The sequence below is a fragment of the Jiangella ureilytica genome, from assembly GCF_004348545.1.
Lineage (GTDB): Bacteria > Actinomycetota > Actinomycetes > Jiangellales > Jiangellaceae > Jiangella > Jiangella ureilytica.
Genome location: NZ_SMKL01000063.1, coordinates 1 through 25,255, shown reverse-complemented (window position 1 = coordinate 25,255; position 25,255 = coordinate 1). Strand labels below are relative to the sequence as shown.

Genomic DNA, 25,255 nt, shown 5'->3' with positions numbered 1-25,255 from the left:
GTGTCAAGGTCAAGCGCGAGCGGGATCCCGCATCTCCGGGGGCGCGGCGTCGTGTCCCATTGCCCCTGCTGGTCGGCGGGTGCACGCTTGATCTTGCGTTCGAGAGCAGCCGGCTCCTCGCCTCGTCCACCTCATCCCCCGCGCCCGGTGCTGACGCTGGTCCGGAGCGAGGCGGTGGCGAAGCACATGACCACCCGGTGATAGAGCAGCGGCTACCGAACGCCTCGAGACCTGGGCGTTCAGCCACCCGCAGGAGTGGCGCCGAGCCAGGTGCGCAAGGGGCCCGCTCCGGCGTTGCCGGCATGCGCGAACGGGACCAGCCGAACTCGGGCGGCAACCCCGGCGACGGGATCGGCCGTGTCGAGGTACGGCCAGCCGGCGTCCCGCAACCGCTCGCGTAGGACGGCGACGTCGAGGTCCACCAATCCCGGCACGGCGGACGGCACCGGCTGAGCGTCGAGGTCCTCCTGTAGCCGTACGAAGGCCGGGTCGCCGCCACCAGCGACCGCCGCGTCGAGTGCGTAGACGATCGGGCCGCGCTCGACGGCCACGGTGCCGCGCGCCGCGCTGATCCGCGGATCGGCGCGAACGGTCCGCACGGCCAGGTCGAGGGTGAGTGTCATCGCGTCTCCCTCCCGCCACACCCGCCGCACCTTCGCGTACCCGTCCGCGACGTCCGCCGGAGCCGGAGCGCCGTTCACCGCGACCGCGAACCGTTGCGCCGACCACGCCGGGACCCGCACGGCCATCCCCCACGGCTGCACCGGCGCCGCCAGCACGCGCACGGTGATCGTGCCATCGGCCGGGTAGCCGGTCTCGACCGTCAGGACCCGGCCGCGGCCGGCGTCGATGCGCGCGGGCACGTACTGGTGCAGCTGGACTCCGTCGTCCGTTTCGGTGGCGACCAGCTGATCGAGGGTCGCGATGGCCCGCATGACGTTCGGCGGGCAGCAGGCGATCTCGAACCACTCTTGTCGCGGGTGGGCATCGTGCACGTCGAGCGGGTTCGTGTAGTGGAACGAGCGGCCGCCGAGAGCGACGCCGGACAGCAGTCCGTTGTGCACCGCGCGCTCGATCAGGTCGCCGATCGCGCCGTCGGTACGCGTCAGTTGCAGCCGCCAGGACCACATGACCAGGCCGATGGCCGCGCATGTCTCGCAGTAGGCGGCGTCGGGCGGCAGCTCGTAGTCGGCGCCGAAGGACTCGCCGAGATGGCGAGAGCCCAGGCCGCCCGTGAGGTACACGCGCGACCGGCGCACCGCCTCCCACTGCCGCCAGGCGGCGGCGAGCAGGTCCCCATCCCCGTTGTCGGTGGCGACGTCGGTGGCGCCGGCCGCCAGGTAGAGCGCCCGGACGGCGTGTCCGTCGAGTGTGCGCATCTCCCGGTACGGCCGCTCGTCCTGGTAATAGGCCGACCCGAATCGCCCGGCGCCGAGCGTGCCCCGTCCCCGGCGGTCGATCATCGCGGCAGCCAGCCGGGCGTACTGCGGCTCACCGGTCTCGCGGGTCAGCTCCATGAGCGCCATCTCGACGCACGGATGGCCGCAGACCACATCGGAGTCGCCGAAGCGCTCCACGACGAGGTCGGCGAACCGCCGTCCGGTCTTCAGCAACCGGTCGTCGCCCCGCACGCGCTGCCAGGCCAGGCCGGCCTGGATCAGATGGCCGAGACAGTAGAGCTCGTGGCCGTACCGCAGGTCGCTGAAGCGTTCGGACGGGTCGAGGGTCTGGAACCACGTGTTGAGGTAGCCGTCGGGCGCCTGCGCCCCGCCGACCAGCTCGACGATCTCGTCGGCGGCCTCGAGCACGTCGGCGGGGACCTGCTCGGCGACCCTCGCCCAGGCGACCGCCTCGAGCCACTTGTAGACGTCGGAGTCGACGAAGTTCTTGGTGTCCGGGTCGAACGCGTCGAGGTGACCGTGCCGCCCGCCGTCGCCGCTCCCCCCGGCACCGAGCCGGGCGAAGTTGGCGATGGTGCCGGACCGGCGGAGCTGCTCCAGCCCGTGCGCCAGGCTCACCCGGGCGTTCGTCCGCCGCCGGTACTGCCATGGACCGCCGGTGACGGTGACGGCTCCAGCGGGGAGGGGGCGTTGCGCGAGGCGAGCGTGTGGTGCGGGCCAGACCGTCGGTCGGGTCACGGAGACTCCTCGAGTGGGGCTATTTGCCGGCGCCGGCGGTCATGCCGCTGACGTAGTACTTCTGCAGCACGATGAAGATCACGACACAGGGCAGGACGGTCACGATGACCCCTGACTGGAGCAGGCCCCAGTCGACGCTGCCGCGCGCCCCGCTGATCAGCGTCGTCAGCACCACCGGAAGGGTGAACCTGTCCTGGTCGGCGAGCAGGATCAATGCGGCGAAGAACTCGTTCCACGCCGCGAAGAAGGTGAACAGCGCCGCCGTGATCAGCCCGGCGCGCAGCAGCGGCGCGAGCGCCCGAAGCGTCCGCCACAGCCCCGCGCCGTCGACGGCCGCCGCCTCGTACAGCTCTCCGGGAATGGCGGCGAAGGAGTTGCGGATCACGAACACCGAGAACGGCAGCTGGAACGTCGTGATGACGAGCACGATGCCGACCAGCGAGTTCGTCAGCCCGAGCGCGTTGAGGACGACGTAAAGCGGCGACACCAGGATCTGGAACGGCACCATGATCGCGGCGAGCATCAGCACGAAGACCGCCTCGGAGCCGCGGAACCGGTACCGCTCGAAGCCGTACGCCGCCAGCAGCGCCAGCACCACGGTCAGCACCACCGAACCGGCCGCGACGAGAGCGCTGTTGCCGATGGCCGTCCACACGCCGGCGCTGCTGTCCTGCAGCGCCGTGTAGTTGCGCAGGCTCGGCTCGTCCGGCACGTAGGTGGGCGGTGTCCGTGCCGCCTCGGCCGGCGACTTGAAGCTGCCCAGGAGCACGGCGATCAGTGGCGAGGCGAACAGCACCGCGACCATGGCCGCGACGAGCGCCCACGTCCACGCGCCCGGCCGGCCTGCACCGCGAAGACCCGCCGGCGCGCTGACCACACCGCTCACGTCACCCTCCCGCGACGCAACAGCGCCAGCTGGGCGCCGGTGACGATCAGCAGGAACACGAGGAACACCAGCGACATCGCCGCGGCGTAGCCGAGCTGGCCCTGGATGAACGCGGTGTTGTAGATCCGGTAGACGGCGGTGATCGTCGAGTTGCTCGGCCCACCGCCTGTGAGGATGTAGAACTGGTCGAACGCCAGGAACGCGCCGATCGCGGTGAAGGTGGCCGCGAACGCCACCGAGTCGCGCATCATGGGCAGCTTGATCTGCAGCAGGATGCGCAGCGCACCGGCACCGTCGACCCGTGCCGCCTCCTCGACGTCGCGGCCGACGGAGTGCAGCCCGTTCATCAGCGCGATCATCGCGAAGCCCACCGTCTTCCAGAGGGTCACGAGGACGACCAGCAGCATGGCCAGCCGCGGCCGGAGCAGCCAGTCGACCGGCCGTTCCGTGATTCCGAGGTCGGTCAGCAGCCGCCCGAACACGCCGGTCGAGCTGTTCGTCAGCGCCAGGAACAGGTAGCTGGCCGACGCGAAGCCGATGGCGACCGGCACGAAGACCGCGGTGCGCACCAGGCCGATGCCCCGGCGGCGGTGCTGGACGAGGAGTGCCAGCACCAGCCCGGCCACCAGCGTCAGCGGCGTGACGACGGCGGCGAAACCGAGCGTGAAGACGATGGCCTGCCGGGCCTGCGGGTCGGCGAACAGCCGGGTGTAGTTGTCGAACCCGACGAACGTCCGCTCGCCCAGCAGCGGCCAGTCGCTCAGCGACATCACCACGGACAGCGCCAGGGGTGCGACGAAGACGACGGCCACCAGGGCCAGCGCCGGCACGACCAGCAGCAGCCCGGTGCGCCGGTCCCGCGCCGACCGGCGGCGGGATGTCGCCGCCGGTCGGCGCCGGATCGACGGCGCGACGCCGCCGGTCAGGAGGCCGCTCACTGGCTCAGGACCGCCTCGGCGGCGGCCTGTGCGTCCGCGAGAGCGTCGTCGACGGCTTGGTCGCCGAAGATCGCCTGCTGGACCAGGCCGCCGAACGGGCCGTTGTTGTCGAAGAAGACAGACGACACCTTGGCCGCCTTCGGGGTGTGCCCGACGGCGAGCGCCTCCACGAAGACCTCGTGCCGGGGGTCCTGCCCGACATAGCTGTCGGTCGCGATGTCGGACCGGACCGGCAGGATGCCCTTGTCCGCGAGCGACTGCTGGCCCTCGTCGAGCAGCCAGGCCAGCACGGTCAGTCCCGCCTCGGTGTCAGCGTCGGCGGTGAGCGCCACGTCGTCACCGCCGGCGAAGGAGGCCGACGCGCCGCCGTCCTCGCTCGGCACCGGGGTGATGCCGAAGTCGACGTCCGGGTAGTTCGCCTTGAGCTGCGCGAACGGGTAGGTGCCCTGAACGAACATGCCGACGGTCTGGCTGAAGAAGGGGCCGAACTGGTCCGAGCCGTTCTCCGTCTGGGCGGTCGCCGGGACCAGGCCGTCGTCGACCATGCCGCGCAGGAACTCCAGGGCGCTCGCGAGCTCCGGGTTCGGGTCGAGTGTCGCGACCGCCGAGTCGCCGGACGTCTCCAGCACGTCTCCCCCGCCGGCCCAGACGTAGGGCAGCATCGTGAACGCCATGCAACCGGCGCAGCCGCCGGAGAAGAAGTAGCCGGACGTGCCGTCGCCGAGTGCGGTGACGGCCTCCGCGGCGGTCCGGATGTCGGCCCAGGCGGCCGGTGCCGCCTCGGGATCGAGCCCCGCCTCCTCGAACAGCGTCTTGTTCCAGTAGAGCACCGACACGTCGGCCGACAGCGGGACGCCGTAGACACGGTCGTCGACGCTGCCCTGGCTCAGGTGTGCAGGGCTCAGGGTGTCCTTGTAGTCCAGCCCGTCGACGAAGTCGGTGATGTCCTGCAGCCACCCGGTCGAGGTGAACTGCGGCAGCGTCCCGATCTCGACGGCGACGATGTCCGGCCCGGAACCGCTGCTGGCCGCGGTGCTGTACTTCTGCACCACCTGCGCGGCGGGGACGAGAGTGAGCTCGACCCGGATGTCGTCGTGGGCGGCGTTGAACTCGTCGACGAGGTCGGGCAGGAAGCCCTCGTCGTCGGAGCGGGCCCACATGGTGAGGGTGACGGTGCCGCCGTCGACACCCGAGTCGGTGGACTCGCCACCGCAGGCGGCGAGGAGGAGGGCGGCTACGCCGGCCACGGCGAACGATGCGAGGCCGCGACGCTGCGGTCTGGTGTACACGGCAGGTCCTCTCTGGTCGGTCAGACGATCCGGCGTGAGCCGAGGTCGTGGTAGATGCGGTAGGGCCGCCGTTCGGGCACCTCGTAGAAGGGCCGGAAGGGCCCCGGCGGCATGCGGTGCGTGCCCGGCTCGGCCGGCAGGAAGAGCAGCTGCGAGCCCTGGCGGACCAGGTGGGACTCCCAGTCGAGCATGGACCACGGCACGGGGGCGTCGAAGGGGACGACCCAGTCGACGTCCTGGGCGAGCACCACGGGCCCGTAGGCCATGGCGACCCGGTTCGGGTGCTGCTCGTCCACGGGCAGCGCGCGCAGCCGCGGCCCGAGGCCGACGGCGACGCGGTCGCCGTCGCGCCAGGTGCGGGCCAGCGCGAACCACTCGTCGCCACCGGCGGTGACCGGCACCGGCTCGTCGTTGACGGAGATCGTCATGGCCGCCCAGCCCGGCACCCGCAGCCGTAGCGTGAAGGCGGCCGGGCGGTCCAGTGCGATCTCGACGACGGTGTCGTCGGCCTCCGGGAAGGTGGTGCGCTGGCGGATCGTCGCCCGCGCGCCGCCGACCTCGCCGCTGTACTCCGACGGCACGTACAGTGCGACCGCCAGACCGTCGGGCGAGCGGAAGTAGACCAGGTCGTGCAGGTGCGCCACGGCCTGGACGTACGTCCCCGAGCAGCAGGGCCAGGCGTTCCAGTAGGGCAGCTTCGTCGCCACCCCGAGCCGGTAGTCGGCGTAGTACGGAGTACGGCCGTCCGGCTGCACCGGCACCGTCGCGCCGATGCCGTTGTAGACCAGCTGTTCGACCCAGTCGACGTAGTGCGCCTCTCCGGTGAATCGGAGCAGCGCGGTGCAGAGCTTGAACGCGGCCCAGGAGCCGCAGGTGATCTCCGCGCTGTCGGTGATCCACTCGAGCGTGCGGCCCAGCGTGCCGTCCTGAGGCATGGTGAACTCGTGCGGCCCGAAGCCGCCGGTGGCGAACGTCTGCGTGGTGGTCAGCCAGTCGTAGGCGTTGCGGAGAATGTCGAGGTGGCCGGGGTCGCCGTGCATCTCGTACGCCGCGGCGGCGCTGGCGAACGTGTTGACGTGGCTGTACGCGTGCAGCCACGCGGGGATGTCCCAGGGCCGGCCGGGCGCCGGACGCTCGCGGAAGCGGTCCCAGTACGCGTCGTAGTGCCACTCTCGCGCCGCCGTCGCCAGGGCGTCGTCGCCACTGGCCCAGTGGCCGCGGTAGAGATTCTCCGCCAGCGTGTACCACTCGATGGTGAAGTCCGGCTCCTCGCCGGAGAAGTCGTTGGCGACGGCGGCCGCCCGGGTCCGGTCGTACCGCTCGGCGCGCACGATCTTCGACAGCAGCGGCAGCGCGCCTGCGTCGCCCCCGTACACCGCGCTGTCGACGAACCCGCAGACCAGCTTCTCCCAGGCGTAGATGTTCAGGTGCGGGTCGTGGCCGGCGCCCAGCGTCGCGGCGTACCCGGCGATCAGCCCGGACGCCTTCGCCGCGAGGCCACGCTCGCCGGTCGCCGCTGCCAGCCGGGCCAGTCCGCTGACCCACTGGCCGAACGTCATCGCGCTGGTCTCGGCGGCCCAGCCTGTCAGGTCGTTCCCGGGCGCCGGCAACCCGGCGGCGCGGCGGAAGCCCTTGAGCACATCGTCGTCGCTGAGACCGCCGTAGGTCTCCATCGCCTGGGCGACCCGCTGGCCGAGCCGGCCATGCAGCGTCACCGCGCCGGTGTAGCCGACCGGCTCGAGCTGTGTCAGGGCCGCGGCCGGGCCGGAGCCCGGCCGGCCGGAGGTCGTTGCGGTCATCAAGTCCTCTTCGCGGAGGTTGGAAACGGTTCGAAACCGGTTTCGACGAATGCTATCGTCTGACGCGGACGGGCTGTCAAGCAGAGGAGCAGCGGTGGAGATCGCGGACCGGCCACGGCGGGAAGTCACGCTCGCCGACGTCGCCCGTGCAGCCGGCGTGTCGAAGTCCACGGCCTCCAAGGCGCTGCGCGACAAGTACGGCGTCGGCGCCGACACCCGGACGCGGGTGCGCGAGGTGGCCGAGAAGCTCGGCTTCCGCCCCAGCGCCGTCGCCCGGCAGCTCACCGCCGGCCGCACCGGGACCGTCGGCATCCTGACCAACGACCTCGAGGGCAGGTTCGTCATCCCGATCCTCGCCGGAGCCGAGGACGCGCTGGGCGCCGGCGAGCTCTCCGTCATCCTCTGCGACGCCCGCGGCGACGCGATCCGGGAGCGGCGGCACCTGCGCACCCTCCTCGAGCGGCGGATCGACGGCCTCATCGTGGTGGGCGGCGCTCGCACGGAGCCGCGGCCCTCGCTCGGCCGTGACCTGCCGCTGCCCGTGGTGTACGCCTACGCGCCGTCGGCCGACCCCGAGGACGTCTCCGTCGCGGCCGACGACCGGCTCGGCGGCCTGCTCGCGGCCGAGCACCTGTGGTCGATCGGGCGCCGCTCCATCGCCTACATCGGCGGCGACCCGACGTACGACGCGTCCCGCGAACGCGCGGAGGGCGCCCGGGCGGCACTGGCCGCACTCGGCGGCGAGCTCATCACGGCCCCCATGTCGGCCGGCAGCTGGACCGAACGCTGGGGCCGGCTGGCCACGGCCCGCCTGCTGGACGAGCAGCCCGGCATCGACGCCTTCATCGCCGCGTCCGACATGCTGGCCCGGGCAGCACTCGACGTGCTCCGCGACCGGCGGCTGCGGGTTCCCGACGACGTCGCCGTCATGGGCTTCGACAACTGGCCGATCATCGTCACGAACACCCGGCCCGAGCTGACGTCGGTCGACCTCGGCTTGCAGGAGCTCGGCCGCTACGCGGCGTCGCGCATCTTCGCCGCGCTGTCCGGCGAGGAGGTCGCGCCCGGCCTCGACCTGCGCCCCGTCCGCGTCGTCGTCCGCGACTCCACCGTCCGCAACGACGTCGCCGCCGACTGACGCCCGCGCCGCCGGCCAGGCGCGCACCGGCGATCATCGCGCGCGCATTCGGTATGGTGAGCGCGTGTCTGCAACGATGTACGACGTTGCCAAGCTGGCCGGCGTGTCGGTCAAGACGGTCTCCAACGTCATCAACGGCTACCCCTACATCAGGGCGACCACGCGCGACCGCGTCCTGGCCGCGATCGACCAGCTCGACTACAGGATCAACGTGTCGGCGCGGAACCTGCGCTCCGGCCGCACCGGCATGATCGCGCTCGCCGTGCCGGAGCTGCGTCTTCCCTACTTCGCCGAGCTGGCCGACTCCGTCATCACGGCGGCCGAGGAGGCCGGCCTCAACGTCCTGATCCAGCAGACGAACGGCGACCGCGACCGGGAGCTGCGCGTGCTGTCGGGCCTGCACCGCCATCTGACCGACGGCGCCCTCTTCTCACCACTGGCGCTGGGCGAGGAGGACCGCGAGGCGTTCCAGGCCGACTTCCCGCTGGTACTCCTCGGTGAGCGGATCTTCCGCAGCGGCTTCGACCACGTGACGATGCGCAATGCCGAGGGAGCGCGGGCCGCCACGGAGTACCTGCTGAGCCTCGGCCGCCGACGCATCGCGGTCATCGGAGCGCATCCCGGAGAGCTCATGGGCTCCGCCCGGCTGCGCGTGGACGGCTACCTCGAAGCGATCACGGCGGCCGGCATCGAGATCGATCCCGCCCTGATCGCCGAGGCCGGGCTGTGGCACCGCTCGACGGGCGCGGCGGCGATGAACCGGCTGCTGGACTCGCGAGTGGCGATCGACGCCGTCTTCGCGCTCAACGACGCGCTCGCACTCGGTGCCCTGCATGTGCTGCACGAGCGTCACATCGCCGTCCCGGAGCAGATCGCGGTGATCGGCTTCGACGACATCGAGGAGGCACAGTACTCGGTGCCCACGCTGACGTCGGTCGCTCCCGGCCGCGAGCAGATCGCCCGGACGGCCATCGAGCTGCTCCAGTCGCGCATCGCCGGCGGCGACGTCGTCCCGGTCGAGGTGCTGGCCGACTTCGAGATCCACGTCCGCGAGTCCACCGAGGGCTGACGCGGCCTCCCGTGTCGAGACCGGTAACGAAACGGCCGAACGGGTTGACAGTCCTTCTACAACGATGAAGGATTGCGTCCATTCTCGTTCTTCATCGATGTAGAACGGCACTGCCGGCCGTCGATGGGAACGACGTCCCAGGCAGCCGAAGGACCTGCCGCTAGCTCAAAGGGGAGCCTCGATGCGCAAGAAGTCCCTGGTCGCGGCCGTCATGCTCGGCGCCGCATCGCTCGCCGCGTGTTCGGGCGGCGACACCGATGACGCCGCGAGCGGCGACGGGCCGGTCACCATCACGTTCTGGAACGGTTTCACCAGCGCCGACCGGCCGGTGCTGGAAGGGCTGGTCGAGGAGTTCAACGACTCCCAGGACGACTACACCGTCGACATGACGATCATCCCGTGGGACACGATGTATCAGCAGCTCATGCCCGCCTACCAGGCAGGTGAGGGTCCGACGCTGGTCGCCATGGACCCGGCCAGGCTGCCGGGTTACGCCTCGCGCGGCGTACTCGCACCCATGGACGATCTCTACGCGCCGGACGGCCCGCTCGATCCCGAGGTCCTGCCGCGGGCCAGCATCGACGCCACGGTCTACGAGGACACCCAGTACGGCGCACCCATGAGCGCCGGCGCCGGGATGCTCTACTGGAACAAGACGCTGTTCGCGAACGCCGGTCTCACCGAGCCGCCCACCACGCTCGAGGAGATGGCCGACTACGCCGCGCAGATCACCGCCATCGACCCCAACGACGAGACCAAGAGCGTCTATGGCATCGCGCTGCCGGATCACGAGTCGCTGTCGCCGTGGCCGGTCCTGCTCTGGGCCGAGGGCGGCGGCATCTACGACGACGAGGGCAGCCGCTCGCTGCTGGCCGAGCCCGAGTCCGTCGAGACGATGCAGTACTGGGCCGACAAGATCCGCAACGAGCACATCTCCCCCGTCGGGTTGTCCGGCGCCGACGCCGACGCGCTGCTGCTCGGTGGCCGCGCGGCCATGCACATCGCCGGGCCGTGGCTCAGCAGCGGCATGGTCGAGGCGGGCATCGACTATGGCGTCGTCCCGGTGCCGTCCGGCTCCGAGGGGCAGTTCTCTCCCGCCGTCAGCGTGAACATCCACCTCGACGCCGACGCGTCGGAGGCGGAGAAGGAGGCCTCCTACGCCTTCCTGGAGTACTGGAACTCCACGGAGGTGCAGCAGCAGTGGGCCGTCGGCACGTCGTACCCGCCGAACCGGTCGGACATCCCGGTCGAGGACCTCGCTGAGAACCCGACGTCGGTCGCGTTCACCGAGGCGGTGAACCCGAAGTTCTACCAGGCCGGGCTGCTCGACTTCGCCGATCTGGAACGCAACGTCGTCACGCCGACGTTCCAGCGCATCTTCGCCGGCGAGGGCGAGGTCCAGGACCTGCTGGAGCAGGCGGCGGAGCAGATCGACGCGCAACTGGGAGCCTCCTGACGTGGTCGCCTCCGCCCCAACGGTGAGCCAGGAGCCGGCACGTCCGGTTCCGGCTCGGCGGCGGCGTTCGTCCATCGAGCGCCGCCGCACGCGGGCCGCCCTGCTGTTCCTGCTCCCGGCGTTCTCCGTGCTCGGCGTGTTCGTGTTCTGGCCGATGATCAGCGCGCTCATCACGTCGTTCACGAACGACCGCTACCTCGACACCGTCGACTGGGTCGGGTTCGCGAACTACCAGCGGCTGCTCGACGACGACCGGTTCTGGACCGCCCTCGAGAACACCGCCGTCTACACGCTGGTGACGGCGCCGGTGTCGGTGCTGCTGGCGCTGGGCCTGGCACTGCTGCTGAACCAGCGGCTGCCGGCCCGCGGGCTGCTGCGGGCGGCGATCTTCCTGCCGTGGGTCATCTCGCTGGGCATCTCCGCCATCGCCTGGTCGGCGCTCATCGACCCGCAGATCGGCATGCTGACGTCGTGGCTGAGCTCGCTCGGCATCTCGATCGGCGACGGTCTGCGCGACCCGTCGGTCGCGATGCCGGCGGTGATGCTCGTCGGCATCTGGCGCAACGTCGGCTTCTTCATGGTCATGTACCTGGCCGGACTGCAGCAGATCCCGCAGCACCTGAAGGAGGCCGCACTGCTGGACGGCGCGTCGTCGGCTCAGCGGTTCCGGCACGTCACCTGGCCGCTGCTGGCCAACACGACGATGTTCGTGGTCGTCATCGCGGCGATCTTCGCGTTCCAGGCGTTCGACCAGATCTACGTGATGACCGGTGGCGGGCCGTTCTTCCAGACCGAGACGCTGGTCATGCTCATCTACGGCACGGCGGTGCTCGACTACGACCTCGGCTACGCCACCGCCATCTCGTGGGTGCTGGTCGCCATCGTGCTGACGCTGAGCCTGGCCCAGGTGCGGTTCTTCGGCAAGCGGGCGGTGGAGTACTGATGAGCACTCTCACCGCCCCGCCCACCGCCGCTTCGCCGGCGCCCGCACCCACGGCGAAGCCGCGCCCGCGGCTCTCCGTCGGGACACTGCTGAGCCTGTTCGTCGTCAGCGCCGCGGCCGTCGTCGCGCTGCTGCCGCTGGTCTGGCTGCTGACGGCGTCGATCCGCACCCAGGGCGACCTGACCGGCAACCCGTCGACGATCATCCCCTCGGAGGTCACGCTCCAGAACTACGTCGACATCTGGAGCATGATCCCGTTCGGCCGGCAGTTCCTGAACACCACGATCTTCGCGCTCACCGTCGCGTGCGTGTCCGTGGTGATCGACTCGATGGCCGCGTACGCGCTGGCGCGGTTCCGCTTCCGCGGCCGGACGTTCGTCTTCGTCGCGCTGATCGCCAGCCTGCTGGTGCCGATCCAGGTGACGTTCGTGCCGGTCTACAACCTGCTGGTCGACCTGGGCTGGATCAACACCCTGCACGGGCTGATCATCCCGCGGATCGCCGACGCGTTCGGCATCTTCTTCCTGCGGCAGTTCTTCCTGGCGATGCCGCGCGACCTGGAGGACGCCGCACGCATCGACGGCGCCGGGGAGTTCCAGATCTTCCGGCGCATCATGTTCCCACTGGCCGGTCCGGCGCTGGTCACCATCTTCATCTTCAACCTGGTGAACAACTGGAACGACCTGCTCTGGCCGCTGATGGTCATGCCGGACCAGGACACCACCACGCTCCCGGCCGGCCTGTCGATGTTCCGCGGCCAGTACACCGTCGACTACGGCCCGCTGATGGCCGGGGCGACGCTCGCGCTCATCCCCATGATCATCGCGTTCATCGTCGTCCAGCGGAGGTTCATCGAGAGCATCGCGACCACCGGCATCAAGTGACGCAGCACGCGACGCACCCGCACGCACTCACGAAGGACACCACGTGATCCAGGCAGACTTCACCCTCAGCCCCGAGCGCCGCATCGCCCCCGTCAACCGGCGGACCTTCGGCTCGTTCGTGGAACACCTCGGCCGGTGCGTCTACACCGGCATCTACGAGCCGGGCCATCCGGCGGCCGACGAGTCCGGCTTTCGGCGCGACGTGCTGGAGCTGGTACGCGAGCTGGGCGTGACGACCGTCCGCTATCCCGGCGGCAACTTCGTGTCCGGGTACCGCTGGGAGGACGGCGTCGGCCCGCGCGACCAGCGCCCGGCTCGGCTCGACCTCGCCTGGCACACCCTCGAGCCCAACGACGTCGGCACCGACGAGTTCCTGCGGTGGGCCGAGCGGGCCGGCATCGAGCCGATGATGGCCGTCAACCTCGGCACCCGCGGCGTCCAGGATGCCGTCGACCTGCTGGAGTACGTCAACGGCACCGCCGCGTCGGCCCTCGCCGACCTGCGCCGGGCCAACGGGCACCCGGAGCCGTACGGCGTGCGCATGTGGTGCCTGGGCAACGAGATGGACGGTCCCTGGCAGCTCGGGCACAAGACCGCCTACGAGTACGGCCGCATCGCCGCCGAGACCGCCCGGGCGATGCGCGCCGTCGACCCCGGCCTCGAGCTGGTCGCCTGCGGCAGCTCGGCCTCGGACATGCCGACGTTCGGCGAGTGGGAGCGCGCGGTGCTCACCGAGGCCTACGACCTGGTCGACTACGTCTCGCTGCACCGCTACTACGAGGAGCACGACCAAGACCTGGCCAGCTTCCTCGCCTCGGTGACCGACCTCGACCACTTCATCGACGCCGTCGTCGCCACCATCGACCACGTCGGCGCGGTGAAGCGCAGCAACCACCGGGTGAACCTGTCGTTCGACGAGTGGAACGTCTGGTACCAGTCGCGGGCGGAGTCCGTCGTGCCGGCCGGCGACGACTGGCCCGTCGCGCCGCCGCTGCTGGAGGACCGCTACTCGGTGGCCGACGCCGTCGTCGTCGGGAACATCCTCATCTCGCTGCTCCGGCACTCCGACCGGGTCACCGCCGCGAGCCAGGCGCAGCTGGTCAACGTCATCGCGCCGATCATGACGAAGCCGGGCGGCGAGGCCTGGCGGCAGACGATCTTCCACCCGTTCGCGCAGGCCTCCCGGCTGGCACGCGGCGAGGTGCTGCGGCTCGACGCGGCCGGCCCGCCGTTCGCGACGGCGAAGTACGGCGACGTCGCCCCGGTCGACGCCGTGGCCACCTGGGACCGCGCGACGGAGTCGGCGGCGGTCTTCCTGGTCAACCGCCACCCCGCCGAGGAGGCGGTCGTGTCCATCGACATGCGCCCGCTCGGGCTGGACCGGGTGATCGACGCGACGACGCTGAGCGACGCCGACCCGTACGCGGCCAACAGTGCCGACGACCCGCTGCGCGTCGTGCCCGGCGCGGCGAAGGTCGCCGAGCACGACCAGGTGGCGCGGCTGCGGCTTCCGGCGGTCTCCTGGACGGCGATCCAGCTCGGCCCGGCTGACCGATGACGGCGGCCACCGCCACGACGGCGCCTGGCGGCCCCGTCGGAGCCCATGCCAGCCCGCACGCCCGCTGGCGCCCGGTGGCACACGACGCCGTCCGGCTCTCCCCCGGCGGCCTGCTCGGTCGGTGGCAGCGGCGCAACACCGAGGCGACCGTCCCGCACTGCATCGAGCAGCTGGAGACAGCCGGGAACCTGGACAACCTCCGCCGGCTGGTGGGCGAGAGCGACGCGGCGTATCGCGGGCTGCATTTCGCCGACTCCGACATCTACAAGGTGCTCGAGGCGACCGGCTGGGACGCCGGGCGACCCGGCGGACGCTACCCGCGGGAGTTCGTCGACGACGTCGCCGGGCTGCTCGCCCGGGCGCAGGACGCCGACGGGTACCTGAACTCGTGGTTCCAGGGCGTGAAGACGGAGGACCGCTTCAGCGACCTGCGCTGGGGGCACGAGCTGTACTGCCTGGGCCACCTCGTCCAGGCCGCGGTGGCGCTGCACCGCACCACCGGCCGTGACGACCTGCTCGCGATCGCCGACCGGTTCCTGACGCTGGTGTCGTCGGTGGTGGAGTCGGGCGAGACGGCCGGCATCTGCGGCCACCCGGAGATCGAGACCGCGCTCGTCGAGCTGTACCGGCACACCGGCGAGCGGCGCCACCTCGAGCTCGCCGCCCGGATGATCGACGCTCGCGGCCACGGCCGGCTCGGACACGACCACTTCTCGTCGTCGTACTTCCAGGACCACCAGCCGGTGCGCGCGGCCGACGAGGTCACGGGTCATGCCGTGCGCCAGCTCTACCTACTGACCGGCGTGGCCGACGTGTACCTCGAGACCGGCGAGCCGGAGCTGCTGCACGCGATGGAGCGGCAGTGGGCGTCGATGGTGGACGGCAAGACGCACGTGACCGGCGGTCTGGGTTCCCGGCACCGCGACGAGTCGTTCGGCGACCGGTACGAGCTGCCGGCCGAGCGGGCCTACGCCGAGACGTGCGCCGCCATCGCGTCGGTCATGTGGAACTGGCGGCTGCTGCTGGCCACCGGACACGGCCGGTACGCCGACGAGCTCGAACGCGCACTCTACAACGCCGTCGCCGTCGGGGTCAGTGCCGACGGCGCCGGCTTCACCTACTCGAACCCGCTGCAACTGCGCACCGGGCACGACGGCAGCGAGGAGGACTCGCCGTCCGGGCGGCTGCCGTGGTTCGGCTGCGCGTGCTGCCCGCCCAACCTGGCCCGGCTGATGGCGTCGGTGCACGACTACGTGGTGACCACGTCGGACACGGAGCTCCAGCTGCACCTGTACGCGGCCGGCGAGTACCTGCTGGACGGCGGCGTGCTGCACGTGTCCACGGACTACCCGTGGGACGGCGTCGTAACGATAGCGCCGGACGAGGGGCTGCGCACACGTGGACTGCGGCTGCGGGTCCCGGGATGGTGCTCGTCGTTCTCACTGGTGGTGGACGGTGCGCCGGTACTGGAGCCGCTGGTGGAGGACGGGTACGTGGCGGTGGGCCCGGGACCGCGGGAGGTGACGCTCACCCTCGACCTGCCGGTCCGGACGCTGCGGCCACACCCGCGCGTCGACGCGCTGCGCGGCTGCGTCGCGTACACGCGGGGTCCGGTCGTGTACTGCCTGGAGCAGGCCGATCTGCCGGGCGACCTGGTGCTGGAGGACGTCCGGGTGACGCCGGGCGCGGCCGCACCTGTCGCCGTCGCCGGTGACGACGTGCTGCCGGTGGTGCTGGCCGGGCGCGGGCGGCATCGCCCGCCGCCGCCGGGACCGCTGTACAGCGCCGCGTCCTCCGTCGCCGACAGCGGCGACGACGTGGCCGAGATCGAGTTCCGGCTGGTGCCGTACTTCGCCTGGGGCAACCGCGGTGCTGGTGCCATGCGCGTGTGGATCCCGGCCGACGAGGACACGAACGACAGGAGGAACCGATGACCCAGGTGGAGGCGGACACCACGGCCCTGCGGGCCGACGTCCACCCGCTGCTCGGCTATCAGCGGACGACGTCGCGCGAGACGGTCGTGACCCTCGACCTCGGCACCACGGGGCCGCGGATCCCGGCCGAGGTACTCGGCAACTTCTTCGAGCACATGTCGTACGCGACGCTCGGCGGCGTCTGCGCGGAGCTGGTGCTCAACCCGGCGTTCTCCCGCGAGCACCACCTCGGCGACGAGCAGCGCGCGGAGCTGGCCGCCAACGCCCGCACGCTGGTCGCGCTGTACACGTCCGGCGGCGACCCCACCGCCGTCGCCGAGCACTGGGTGTCGTCGCCGCTGGCGTCCGGTTTCGGCATCGCGCTCCTCGACGACGACTCCGCCGACGGGCTGCCGCTCGGCTGGTCGCGGATCGGCCCGCCGGGCGTCGCGACGCCGGCGGTCGGCCGGCTGGGCGGAGCGGTCCGGCTGGCCGCGAGCACTGCGGACGGCGACCTCGGCACCGTCGCCCTCGACGACGTCCCCGCGGGTGTCCGCCAGGGAGTGTTCCTGCCCGTGCGCCGCTGTCACGAGTACGACGTCAGCGTGTGGCTCCGTACTCGCCGGGACGACCCGGCCGCCGGCTCCGTCGAGGTGGGCATCCGGCGGCGGCTGCCCGGCCCGGATGGCGCGCACCGCGTCGGCGAGGTGCTGGTTCGCGCTCGGGCGCGGGTCGAGGCGCGCGGCTGGCAGCGGGTGGACCTGCGGCTGATGGTGCCGGCGGGCGCCGTCGCACGCGGCGAGCCGGTCGACTTCTTCGTGCGTTGGCTGTCCGACGAGGCAACCACGGCGGACCTGCTGGTCGACCGGGTCTCGCTGCTGCCGTCGGACCACCTGGACGGCTTCGACCCCGACGTCGTCGAGCTCATGCGGCGCTCGACGATCCCGCAACTGCGCTGGCCGGGCGGCAACTTCGTCAGCCACCACCACTGGCGCGACGCCGTCGGCCCGGTCGAGGACCGCCCGGTGTACCCGAACCACGCGTGGGGCGGGCTGGAGCACCACCTCGTCGGCACCGACGAGTACCTGCGGCTGGCCGAGCTGGTGGGCTTCACGCCGCACATCACCGTGAACTCCGGCACGGGCACGCCGGAGGAGGCGGCCGCCTGGGTCGAGTACTGCAACGGCCCGGTGACCACGCCCATGGGTGCGCTGCGGGCGGCGAACGGCCACCCCGAGCCCTACGACGTGCGGGTCTGGGAGGTCGGCAACGAGAACTTCGGCGCCTGGCAGGGCGGCTACGTCGGTTCAACCGAGAACGCGGCCCGGTTCGCCCGGTTCGCCGCCGCCATGCGCGCCGCCAGCCCCGTCCCGCTGACGCTGCTGGCCTGCGGCAACTGGTTCGACTTCGCCGACCTCGACGAACGGTACGACCACGTCCACGCCGATCACGAGTGGCACGACGAGCTGCTCCGGCTGGCGCCGGACGACATCGATCTGGTGTCGCTGCACTGCCTGCCGGCGAACGACCGGCTGCTCGAGCGGCTCAGCGACGCGGAGGCGCACGAGGCGTTGATCGGGCAGATCGTCACCGCGGAACGGCGGTTCGTCCCGGAGCTGCTGGCCCGCTGCGACACCGCGACCGCCGGCAGCGGCCGCCGGCCGATCGGGATCGCCGTCACCGAATGGGGGGTGCTCGGGCTGCATCCGAACCGGCAGATGGTCGAGAACTTCGGCGCCGTCGTCTATGGCGGCACGTTCCTGAACTTCGTCATGCGCTCCGCGGACCGCATCCCGATGGCCAGCCCGAACGGGTTCATGCACGGTGGCGCGATCAAGAAGGCCGGCGGCCGGGTCTACACGGACCCGCAGTTCGACCTGATCCAGTACTACGCCGACTTCGCCGGGGCGGTGCCGCTGAGATGCGAGCTGAAGGGGCCCGGGTTCGACGTGACGCAGCCGGTCGACCTGGGAGCGCCGGAGCAGGACGTGCCGTACGTGGACGTGCTCGCGGTCCGCTCCGCGGCCGGCGGCCTCGCGCTCGCCGTCGTCAACCGGCACCTCACCGAGACCCTGCCGGTGCGGATCGAGCTGGGCGCGACGGCGTCGGCCGCGGCCGCGCGCGTGAGCACACTCGCGCATCCGGACATCACCGCCCGGGCCACCCCGGCCGACCCGGCACCGTTCCCGCTCGCCGAGCGGGACGAACCGATCGAGGACGGACGGCTCCGGCTCGCGCTGCCCCCGTTCTCCGTGACGTGGGCGAGGATGCCATGACCCGCTGGTACCAGGACGGCGAGCTCCGGTTCGCCGTCGGATTCGAGGACACGTTCGTGCCGCAGGCCGGGCCCGGCGCTCGCGCCCTCGACGAGTACGAGCTGACACAGCACTACCACTTCTGGCGCGAGGACCTCACCTACGCCCGCGACGTCGGCGCCTCGATGATCCGGTGGGGCATCCCCTGGTACCGGGTCAACCCCGAGCGCGGACGGTGGGACTGGAGCTGGCTGGACCAGGTGGTCGAGCACATCCACGACCTCGGGCTCGTCACCATCGTCGACCTCATGCACTACGGCACGCCGCTGTGGCTCGACAACCAGTTCGTCAACGCCGCCTACCCGGAGCTGGTCGCGGAGTACGCGGCGCGAGTCGCCGAGCGGTACGGCGACGTGCTGCGCGACTTCACCCCACTGAACGAGCCCATGCTCAACGTGCTGTTCTGCGGGCAGTACGGCGTGTGGCCACCCTCGCTGACCGGGACCGACGGGTTCGTGAAGCTGCTGCGGGCCATCGTGCGCGGCATCGTCGAGACCCAGCGTGCCGTCGCCGCGGTGTCGCCGGAGGCGACGTTCGTCCATGTGGAGGCCGCGTTCCGGTTCGACAGCACGCTGCCGGGGCGGGCCGCGGAGGTGGAGTTCCTGCGCCACCGGGCCCTGCTGGTCGAGGACCTGGTGACCGGGCGGGTCGACGCCGCACACCCGCTGGTCGGCTTCCTCACCGCCAACGGCTTCACCGACCACGACCTCGCCTGGTCACAGGCGAACACCGCGCAGCCCGACGTCATGGGCGTGAACTACTACCCGCTGCTGTCGACGGAACTGCTCGACGAGGTCGACCACGTCGGCTCGTTCGCCGACCCGAGGCCGCGGCGCAACGACTGGACGGCGGGACTGGCCGACGTCCTGACGACGTTCGCCGGCCGGTACGACTGCCCGGTCTTCCTGACCGAGACCTGCGTCACCGGCACGGTCGAGGAACGGCTGGCGTGGCTGGACGCGTCGGTCGCCGAGGTCCGGCGGCTGCGGTCGGACGGCCTCGACGTGGTCGGGTACACCTGGTGGCCGCTCACCGACATGGTCGAGTGGACCTACCGCGAGGGCACCGGCCGGCCGATGGACCACCACCTCGCCATGGGCCTGTGGGACCTCGTCGAGGACGGCGCCGGCGTGCTGCGACGGGTCCGCAACCCCGTCGCCGACCGATTCCACGCGCACGCCCGCGCGGCGACAGCGCCATGACGAGCGTCGTCATGTGCCCGAACACGTGATCGTCGCCGGTCCCGCCGACCCAACGCGCCGGGTACGCCGTGCCGGGTACGCCGTGCCGGGTCCGGAACGCGTGGACGACCTGCGGGCGCAGATCGCGCGCCGATCAGGTTTCCGCGCCGCGCTCGTCTGTACGTGTGAGAGCGACTCACGGGAGGCTGGCACGATGCGGAAATTGATCTTCGGGATGAATGTGACTCTGGACTGCTACATCGCCGCGCCCGGCGACGACCTCGGCTGGAGTGGGGGTGAGGGACCGGACTCGTCGTCGAGCGACGAGCTGTTCCAGTGGTGGTCAGACCGGGTGGCGGCGACGGGCCTGGCGCTGTATGGGCGCAAGCTGTGGGAGACGATGAGTTCCCACTGGCCGACGGCCGACCAGCAGCCGGGTGCCACACCGGCGGAGATCGAGTTCGCCCGCCGCTGGCGGGACATGCCGAAGGTGGTGTTCTCCTCGACGATCAGTTCGGTCGACTGGAACACCCGCCTGGTCACCGGCGACGCGGTCACCGAGATCACCAGGCTCAAGGCCGACGACGGCGGCGCCATGGACATCGTCGGTGCCACACTCGCCGCGGCGGCCATGCGGGCCGGGCTGATCGACGAGTACGCGATCGTCACCTATCCGGTCCTGGTGGGCGGCGGCCCGCCGTTCTTCACAGCCCTGGACACCTGGGTGAACCTGATCCTGGTGGAGACGCGGACGTTTCCCGGCGGCGTGGTGCTGACCCGATACGAGACGAGGCGATGAGCGCGGGCCAGATGCTCGGCTCGTGAGGCCAGGTCGAAGTCCTTCCTGGCGCGCTCACCGTGGACCCCTCGGCCATGAGGGAACCTTCCCCCGGCGCCTCTTGCGTCCGAGCGAGCTGTTGACCGACCCGCTGGAGATGAGCACGACGGCCTCGTTGGTCGTGACGATGGTCGTCGGGCATGAGGATGCCCCGCCGGCAACGCCGGCGGGGCGGTGGTGTTGGCGTTGTCGCAGTGGTGTTCAGCTGGTCGGGTGCTCATTCCGCGGTGACTTCGGTGAGGCCGGCCCGTGCGCTGGACTCGTCGACGATGGGGACATGTGTGATCACAGTGTCGGGGGCAGGTCCAGCCATGGTGCGTCGGTGGCGTCGAATCCGGTGAGCTCGGCGATCTTCCCGTCGACGATGTGCAGGACCGCGATGGCGAACAGCCGGTACTCGGGGTCGTCGGGGGTGCGCAGGTACAGGACGGCGGCAGGCATGCGGTTGACCGTCGTGGTGATACCGCGCCAGTCGTCGTGGCCTCGCTGGAAGAGCCCACCGGAGACCCAGCCGTCCACCGCGCCCTTGGCCGTCGTGGTCACGGTGCCCGGATCGGGCAGCATCGCGAAGCGCAGGTCGTCGCGCAGCAGGGACATCAGCCCGTCGAGGTCGTTGCGCTCATGGGCGTCGATGTACGACTTCACCACACCGCGCTCGTCATTCGACAGCTCGTGGGTGGCGGGGCTGCGCCAGTCGAGGCGGCGGGCGGGCAGCTGCTCGCGCATCGTGACACGGGCCCGCTGGAGTGCGCTGGTGACCGATGCGACGGTCAGCTCGAGGGCGTCGGCGGCCTTCGACGCCGGCCAGCCGAGGACGTCGCGCAGGATGAACACCGCCCGCTGTCGCGGCGGCAGGTGCTGGACGGCGACGATGAACGCCAGCTCGATCGTCTCCCGCGCCACCACCGATTCCTGCGGGTCCTCGGGGAGCATCCGGTCGGGGTACGGCTGCAGGAACAGCACCTCGGAGCCGGGGTCCGGCAGCTCGGACGGTACGGGTGTGCGGCTGTTGCGCTTCTTCAGGAAGTCGAGGCAGGCGTTCGTCGCGATCCGGTACAGCCAGGTCCGCAAGGCCGCGTGGCCCTTGAACGACTCCCGCTTGTTCCACGCTCGCAGGAACGTCTCCTGCGTCAGGTCCTGGGCGTCCTCGTAGTTCGCGAGCATCCGGTAGCAGTGCACCTGCAGCTCACGCCGGTGGCTTTCCGTGATGAGCGCGAACCGCGCCGTGTCGTTGGAGCGGACCGCCGCGATGAACGTGGCCTCGTCGGCGTCCAGCGGTCTGGCGTCGGTCATGGTCATCAATCCTTCCACCGGTGCGAGAGGGCTGACAGAACTGACGACGTGGCGGAGGATTTCTGATCGGTGACGCCGCTGCTGAGATGCTGGCTCGACGCATCGGCCCCGGACATCGCCGCCGCGATCCTCGTCACCGCGCTCTGCACGCGAGGAGATCGACGCCGGGTTTGCACGGGCGTGAGACATCTGGGTGTCCGCCGACACGGGAATCACACCCGGCCCCTCAACGTCTGTTGCGTTCTACGGAGCCTGGTCGGTGCCGGCCATCTTCTTGCGCCGCCGCGGTTCCGCCGATCGCGGCGGCGTCTGACGCATGTGGTCTCGCGCGCGGGTCAGGATGTCGGCCAGTGTCTCGATGTCGGAGCGGGACAGCACGGCGAACAGCAGGTCCTCGAGGACAGCCACGTGACCCGGGAAGACCCCCGCGAGCACGGCACGTCCTTCCTCGGTGATGGTGACGGTGATGCTGCGCTCGTCATCGGTGGACGGCGTCCGGGTCACGAGGCCCCGCTTCTCCAGTGTCTGGGCCTGGTAGGTCAGCCCACTGCGGCTGTAGACGACGCCGTCAGCCAGATCGGTCATCCGCCGGCTGCCTGTCGAGGAGTCGCCGAGAGTGGCCAGGAGCTGGAACTGCACATAACTGAGATCGCCGGCGTCGCGCAACTGCTGCTCCACGGCGTGCTTCAGCAGGCTGCTCGCCTCGATGAGAGCGAAGTATGCACCCAGTTGCGTGGCATCCAAGGAGGGAGGCGAGGAGGTCATGAGCCGAGTCTATCGTGCTTCCAATTCGAAGCACTTGCTTCTAGTTCGAAGCAGTGTTACGGTGATTCTCAGTTGCTTCGAGTTCGAAGCACATCATCGAAGGGAAAGAGATCATGAAGGCAGTACGGTTCCACGAAACGGGCGGCCCAGACGTTCTGCGCTACGAAGACGCCGACCAGCCGGTCCCCGGCGCGGGTGAGGTACGTATCCAGGTCGCCGGGTCGGCGTACAACCCGGCCGACGGCGGCATTCGCGGCGGCTTCCTGCCGATCCCGATCACGCTGCCGCACGTTCCGGGCTACGACGTCTCCGGCACGATCGACGCACTCGGCGAGGGGGTGGAAGGCCTCACCGTGGGCGAGAACGTCGTCGGACTCATCCCCATGAGTGCCGACGGCTCAGCAGCGCAGTACGTCGTCGCCCCGGCGAACGTACTGGTGAAGGCACCCACTCGCATCCCGCTGGCGGACGCTGCCGGGTTGCCGTCGGTCGGGCTCACCGCCTCGCAGGCGCTGTTCGAGGCTGGTGACCTCGGGGCAGGCCAGCGATTGCTGATCAACGGCGCCGGCGGCCCGGTCGGCGGGTACGCCGTGCAGCTGGCCAAGCGCGCCGGTGCGTACGTCATCGCCACAGCGAGCCCGCGCAGCAGAGAGATCGTCGAGGCGGCCGGTGCGGACGAGACCATCGACCACACGGCCACGTCCGTGCTCGACGCGGTGACCGAGCCCGTCGATGTGCTGCTCAACCTGGCCCCGATCACCCCTGGCGGATTCGCCGCCCTGGTGGCACGGGTCCGTGATGGCGGCGTGGTCGTCTCCACGACACCGACCGTGACAACGCCCGGCGACGAGGAGCGGAACGTGCGCGCGGTCACGATCTTCGTCCACCCCGACGAAGACGTGCTCTCGAACCTCGTCGCCCTCATCGACAGCGGTGACCTCCACGTCGAGATCGCCCGGCGCGTGCCGCTGAGCGAGCTGCCCGCGATTCACGAACACGCCGCCACCGGAGAGATCCACGGCAAGGTCGTGGCCGTCCCGCCCGCCGTCTGACACTCCCGGCTCAACTCGCCAACCCCGCAAGGATGACCATGACCCTGAACCTCGATCCCGAAGTCGCCGCGGCCCTCGCCCCATGGGCGAGGCCATGGCGGCGACTACCCCACCGGCGGTTGGCGACATCACCGGACGCCGAGCCATGTGGGAGCCGATCCTCGCCGCCGCAAGCGCCGCCTGCCGATCCCCGCCGACGTGACCGTCACCGACCACCACGTACCGACCGGCAACGGTGCTCGAATCACGGTCCGCTGACCCGCGCGGTCTTCTTCCACGGCGGCGGCTACATCTTCGGCCACATCGACCAGGTCGACGGACCCGTCGCCCGCTACGTGTCCGAGAGCGGCGTGCCGTTCCTGTCAGTCGAGTACCGTCGCGCGCCCGAGTACCGCATCCGACACCCGTCGAGGACGGCTACGCAGCGTTGAGCCGGCTGATCGACCGAGCGCCCGAGCTCGGCGTCGACCCGGGACGGATCGCCGTGATGGGCGACAGCGCCGGCGTCGGACTCGCCGCCGCCCTGACGATCCTCGCCCGCGAACGCGGGGCCCCGTGATCGCACGGCAGATCCTGTTCATGCCGATGCTCGACGACCGCACCGTTGGCCCCGAGCCGCAGATCGAGCCGTACCTGATCTGGTCCTACGACGACAACCGCATCGCCTGGCCGGCGCTTCGCCACTCTGCGCCATCCCCCTCACAACTGCCGCCTCTGGGCCGGAGTGGAGCTAGTCAAGGGTCGAGGGCCACACCCCCGCGTTGACTCGTCGGGCCAACCCTCGTTGGTCCGTTGGGGTGACGTCCCGCTGAGTGGTGGAGTTCCTGGCTGTGGAGCGTCGTCGTGTCGACGGTGGCGTTGGGCGGCCATCGTGCGAGGGTCAGTGAGACCTGACTAGGGATTCTCACGAGAGGACACGACGCACGATGGCCTTGGACCATGCTGCCCTACTTGAGGTGCTCGAGGCGATGCGGGCCGCTGATGTGGATGATCGGGTCCGTGCTGCGGCGCGGGCGATGTATCAGGCGTTGATCGACACCGAGGCGACGGCGGTGATCGGCGCCGAGCGGTGGGAGCGCAGCGCGGATCGGACCGCGCAGCGCAACGGCTCGCGACCCCGGACCCTGTCGACCACGGCCGGGGATCTGGAACTGCGGATCCCCAAGCTGCGCACGGGATCGTTCTTCCCGAGTCTGTTGGAGCGCAGGCGACGGGTGGACCAGGCCCTGTTCGCCGTGATCATGGAGGCCTACCTGCACGGGGTGTCGACTCGCAAGGTCGACGACCTGGTTAAGGCGTTGGGCGCGGACAGCGGGATCTCCAAGTCCGAGGTGTCGCGGATCTGCGCCGACCTCGACACCGAGGTCGCCAGCTTCCGGGACCGTTCGCTAGCCGAGACGACGTATCCGTACGTGTTCCTCGACGCCACCTACTGCAAGGCCCGGGTGAACCGCCGCGTGGTGTCCCAAGCGGTCGTGATCGCCACCGGTGTCACCATCGACGGGCGCCGCGAGGTGCTCGGGTTCGATGTCGGCGACAGCGAGGACGGCGCGTTCTGGACGGCCTTCCTGCGCGGCCTGAAGGCCCGCGGGCTGGCCGGGGTCCAGCTGGTCATCTCCGACGCCCACACCGGCCTGAAGGCCGCGATCGCCTCGGTGTTGATTGGCGCGGGATGGCAGCGCTCATCCGTCAACATCAGCAGCGGCGGGAAGTTCCCGCTGGTCCACCTCCACCACTGGGAGAGGACCTTGGCAGCGTGACCTTCGAGGTCCAGCGGCAGACTCGTCCCTCCCGGTGGTG

18 protein-coding genes and 2 pseudogenes are annotated in these 25,255 nt (G+C 70.8%); 13 read left to right on the top strand and 7 right to left on the bottom strand.

What is annotated here, in order from left to right:
* Positions 1-239: 239 nt before the first annotated feature.
* The 5 genes from E1212_RS22485 to E1212_RS22465 are packed head-to-tail and all read right to left on the bottom strand — an operon-like array spanning position 240 to position 7,050.
* Entirely contained in the window at positions 240-2,138 is a 1,899-nt protein-coding gene (locus tag E1212_RS22485; protein WP_131986608.1) for a glycoside hydrolase family 127 protein, read from the bottom strand.
* 19 nt (positions 2,139-2,157) lie between these two features.
* Positions 2,158-3,024 carry a carbohydrate ABC transporter permease gene (locus E1212_RS22480; protein ID WP_203417107.1) on the bottom strand — a complete coding sequence of 289 codons (867 nt, stop codon included), beginning with the start codon at positions 3,022-3,024 and terminating at the stop codon, positions 2,158-2,160.
* Positions 3,021-3,962 carry a carbohydrate ABC transporter permease gene (locus E1212_RS22475; RefSeq protein ID WP_131986606.1) on the bottom strand — a complete coding sequence of 314 codons (942 nt, stop codon included), beginning with the start codon at positions 3,960-3,962 and terminating at the stop codon, positions 3,021-3,023. The genes E1212_RS22480 and E1212_RS22475 overlap by 4 nt, the downstream gene beginning before the upstream one ends.
* Positions 3,959-5,251 carry an ABC transporter substrate-binding protein gene (locus tag E1212_RS22470; RefSeq protein ID WP_131986604.1) on the bottom strand — a complete coding sequence of 431 codons (1,293 nt, stop codon included), beginning with the start codon at positions 5,249-5,251 and terminating at the stop codon, positions 3,959-3,961. Before E1212_RS22470 ends, E1212_RS22475 begins: the two co-directional genes overlap by 4 nt.
* A 20-nt stretch (positions 5,252-5,271) precedes the next feature.
* On the bottom strand, positions 5,272-7,050 hold the full coding sequence (locus tag E1212_RS22465) for a beta-L-arabinofuranosidase domain-containing protein (RefSeq protein ID WP_131986602.1): 1,779 nt from the start codon (positions 7,048-7,050) through the stop codon (positions 5,272-5,274).
* A 100-nt stretch (positions 7,051-7,150) separates the two neighbouring features.
* Here E1212_RS22465 and E1212_RS22460 point away from each other — a divergent pair, with 100 nt between their 5' ends.
* The 10 genes from E1212_RS22460 to E1212_RS22415 all read left to right on the top strand — a co-directional run bounded on the left by E1212_RS22460 (position 7,151) and on the right by E1212_RS22415 (position 20,306).
* Entirely contained in the window at positions 7,151-8,188 is a 1,038-nt protein-coding gene (locus E1212_RS22460) for a LacI family DNA-binding transcriptional regulator (protein WP_420814414.1), read from the top strand.
* A 64-nt stretch (positions 8,189-8,252) separates the two neighbouring features.
* Complete coding sequence (locus tag E1212_RS22455) at positions 8,253-9,257, top strand: LacI family DNA-binding transcriptional regulator (protein WP_203417105.1); 1,005 nt, start codon at positions 8,253-8,255, stop codon at positions 9,255-9,257.
* A gap of 181 nt (positions 9,258-9,438) precedes the next feature.
* Positions 9,439-10,713: an ABC transporter substrate-binding protein gene (locus E1212_RS22450; protein ID WP_131986598.1), complete on the top strand. Its 1,275-nt coding sequence runs from the start codon at positions 9,439-9,441 to the stop codon at positions 10,711-10,713.
* A gap of 1 nt (position 10,714) precedes the next feature.
* Positions 10,715-11,656: a carbohydrate ABC transporter permease gene (locus tag E1212_RS22445; protein WP_131986596.1), complete on the top strand. Its 942-nt coding sequence runs from the start codon at positions 10,715-10,717 to the stop codon at positions 11,654-11,656.
* Positions 11,656-12,540 carry a carbohydrate ABC transporter permease gene (locus E1212_RS22440; RefSeq protein ID WP_131986594.1) on the top strand — a complete coding sequence of 295 codons (885 nt, stop codon included), beginning with the start codon at positions 11,656-11,658 and terminating at the stop codon, positions 12,538-12,540. The genes E1212_RS22445 and E1212_RS22440 overlap by 1 nt, the downstream gene beginning before the upstream one ends.
* Positions 12,541-12,583: 43 nt before the next feature.
* Entirely contained in the window at positions 12,584-14,098 is a 1,515-nt protein-coding gene (arfA, locus tag E1212_RS22435) for an arabinosylfuranosidase ArfA (RefSeq protein WP_131986592.1), read from the top strand.
* Positions 14,095-16,032, top strand: a complete 1,938-nt coding sequence (locus E1212_RS22430; protein WP_131986590.1) for a glycoside hydrolase family 127 protein — start codon at positions 14,095-14,097, stop codon at positions 16,030-16,032. Before arfA ends, E1212_RS22430 begins: the two co-directional genes overlap by 4 nt.
* The gene (locus tag E1212_RS22425) at positions 16,029-18,287 is read left to right on the top strand and encodes an alpha-L-arabinofuranosidase C-terminal domain-containing protein (protein WP_131986588.1); all 2,259 of its coding nucleotides are present in this window, start codon (positions 16,029-16,031) and stop codon (positions 18,285-18,287) included. The genes E1212_RS22430 and E1212_RS22425 overlap by 4 nt, the downstream gene beginning before the upstream one ends.
* Positions 18,284-19,528 carry a family 1 glycosylhydrolase gene (locus E1212_RS22420; protein WP_131986586.1) on the top strand — a complete coding sequence of 415 codons (1,245 nt, stop codon included), beginning with the start codon at positions 18,284-18,286 and terminating at the stop codon, positions 19,526-19,528. Before E1212_RS22425 ends, E1212_RS22420 begins: the two co-directional genes overlap by 4 nt.
* A 193-nt stretch (positions 19,529-19,721) precedes the next feature.
* The gene (locus E1212_RS22415; RefSeq protein WP_131986627.1) at positions 19,722-20,306 is read left to right on the top strand and encodes a dihydrofolate reductase family protein; all 585 of its coding nucleotides are present in this window, start codon (positions 19,722-19,724) and stop codon (positions 20,304-20,306) included.
* 324 nt (positions 20,307-20,630) lie between these two features.
* Here the strand turns inward: E1212_RS22415 and E1212_RS22410 are convergent, their stop codons facing one another.
* Together E1212_RS22410 and E1212_RS22405 are read right to left on the bottom strand one after the other, a co-directional pair.
* Complete coding sequence (locus E1212_RS22410; RefSeq protein WP_131986584.1) at positions 20,631-21,638, bottom strand: RNA polymerase subunit sigma-70; 1,008 nt, start codon at positions 21,636-21,638, stop codon at positions 20,631-20,633.
* A gap of 243 nt (positions 21,639-21,881) precedes the next feature.
* Positions 21,882-22,403, bottom strand: a complete 522-nt coding sequence (locus E1212_RS22405) for a MarR family winged helix-turn-helix transcriptional regulator (protein ID WP_131986582.1) — start codon at positions 22,401-22,403, stop codon at positions 21,882-21,884.
* A 113-nt stretch (positions 22,404-22,516) separates the two neighbouring features.
* Between E1212_RS22405 and E1212_RS22400 the strand changes: the two genes are divergently transcribed.
* The 3 genes and pseudogenes from E1212_RS22400 to E1212_RS22390 all read left to right on the top strand — a co-directional run.
* The gene (locus E1212_RS22400) at positions 22,517-23,455 is read left to right on the top strand and encodes an NADP-dependent oxidoreductase (protein WP_131986580.1); all 939 of its coding nucleotides are present in this window, start codon (positions 22,517-22,519) and stop codon (positions 23,453-23,455) included.
* A 32-nt stretch (positions 23,456-23,487) separates the two neighbouring features.
* A pseudogene (locus E1212_RS31195) lies at positions 23,488-24,014 on the top strand (alpha/beta hydrolase fold domain-containing protein).
* A gap of 367 nt (positions 24,015-24,381) precedes the next feature.
* Positions 24,382-25,155, top strand: a pseudogene (locus tag E1212_RS22390) (IS256 family transposase); the annotation flags it as partial.
* Positions 25,156-25,255 lie beyond the last annotated feature (100 nt).

What these genes read in the sequence shown, in the direction of transcription:
- E1212_RS22430 (WP_131986590.1), top strand. Translation starts at nt 14,095, where the DNA reads ATGACGGCGGCCACCGCCACGACGGCGCCTGGCGGCCCCGTCGGAGCC.
- E1212_RS22465 (WP_131986602.1), bottom strand. Translation starts at nt 7,050, where the DNA reads ATGACCGCAACGACCTCCGGCCGGCCGGGCTCCGGCCCGGCCGCGGCC.
- E1212_RS22415 (WP_131986627.1), top strand. Translation starts at nt 19,722, where the DNA reads ATGCGGAAATTGATCTTCGGGATGAATGTGACTCTGGACTGCTACATC.
- E1212_RS22425 (WP_131986588.1), top strand. Translation starts at nt 16,029, where the DNA reads ATGACCCAGGTGGAGGCGGACACCACGGCCCTGCGGGCCGACGTCCAC.
- E1212_RS22410 (WP_131986584.1), bottom strand. Translation starts at nt 21,638, where the DNA reads ATGACCGACGCCAGACCGCTGGACGCCGACGAGGCCACGTTCATCGCG.
- E1212_RS22420 (WP_131986586.1), top strand. Translation starts at nt 18,284, where the DNA reads ATGACCCGCTGGTACCAGGACGGCGAGCTCCGGTTCGCCGTCGGATTC.
- E1212_RS22400 (WP_131986580.1), top strand. Translation starts at nt 22,517, where the DNA reads ATGAAGGCAGTACGGTTCCACGAAACGGGCGGCCCAGACGTTCTGCGC.
- E1212_RS22405 (WP_131986582.1), bottom strand. Translation starts at nt 22,403, where the DNA reads ATGACCTCCTCGCCTCCCTCCTTGGATGCCACGCAACTGGGTGCATAC.
- E1212_RS22450 (WP_131986598.1), top strand. Translation starts at nt 9,439, where the DNA reads ATGCGCAAGAAGTCCCTGGTCGCGGCCGTCATGCTCGGCGCCGCATCG.
- E1212_RS22440 (WP_131986594.1), top strand. Translation starts at nt 11,656, where the DNA reads ATGAGCACTCTCACCGCCCCGCCCACCGCCGCTTCGCCGGCGCCCGCA.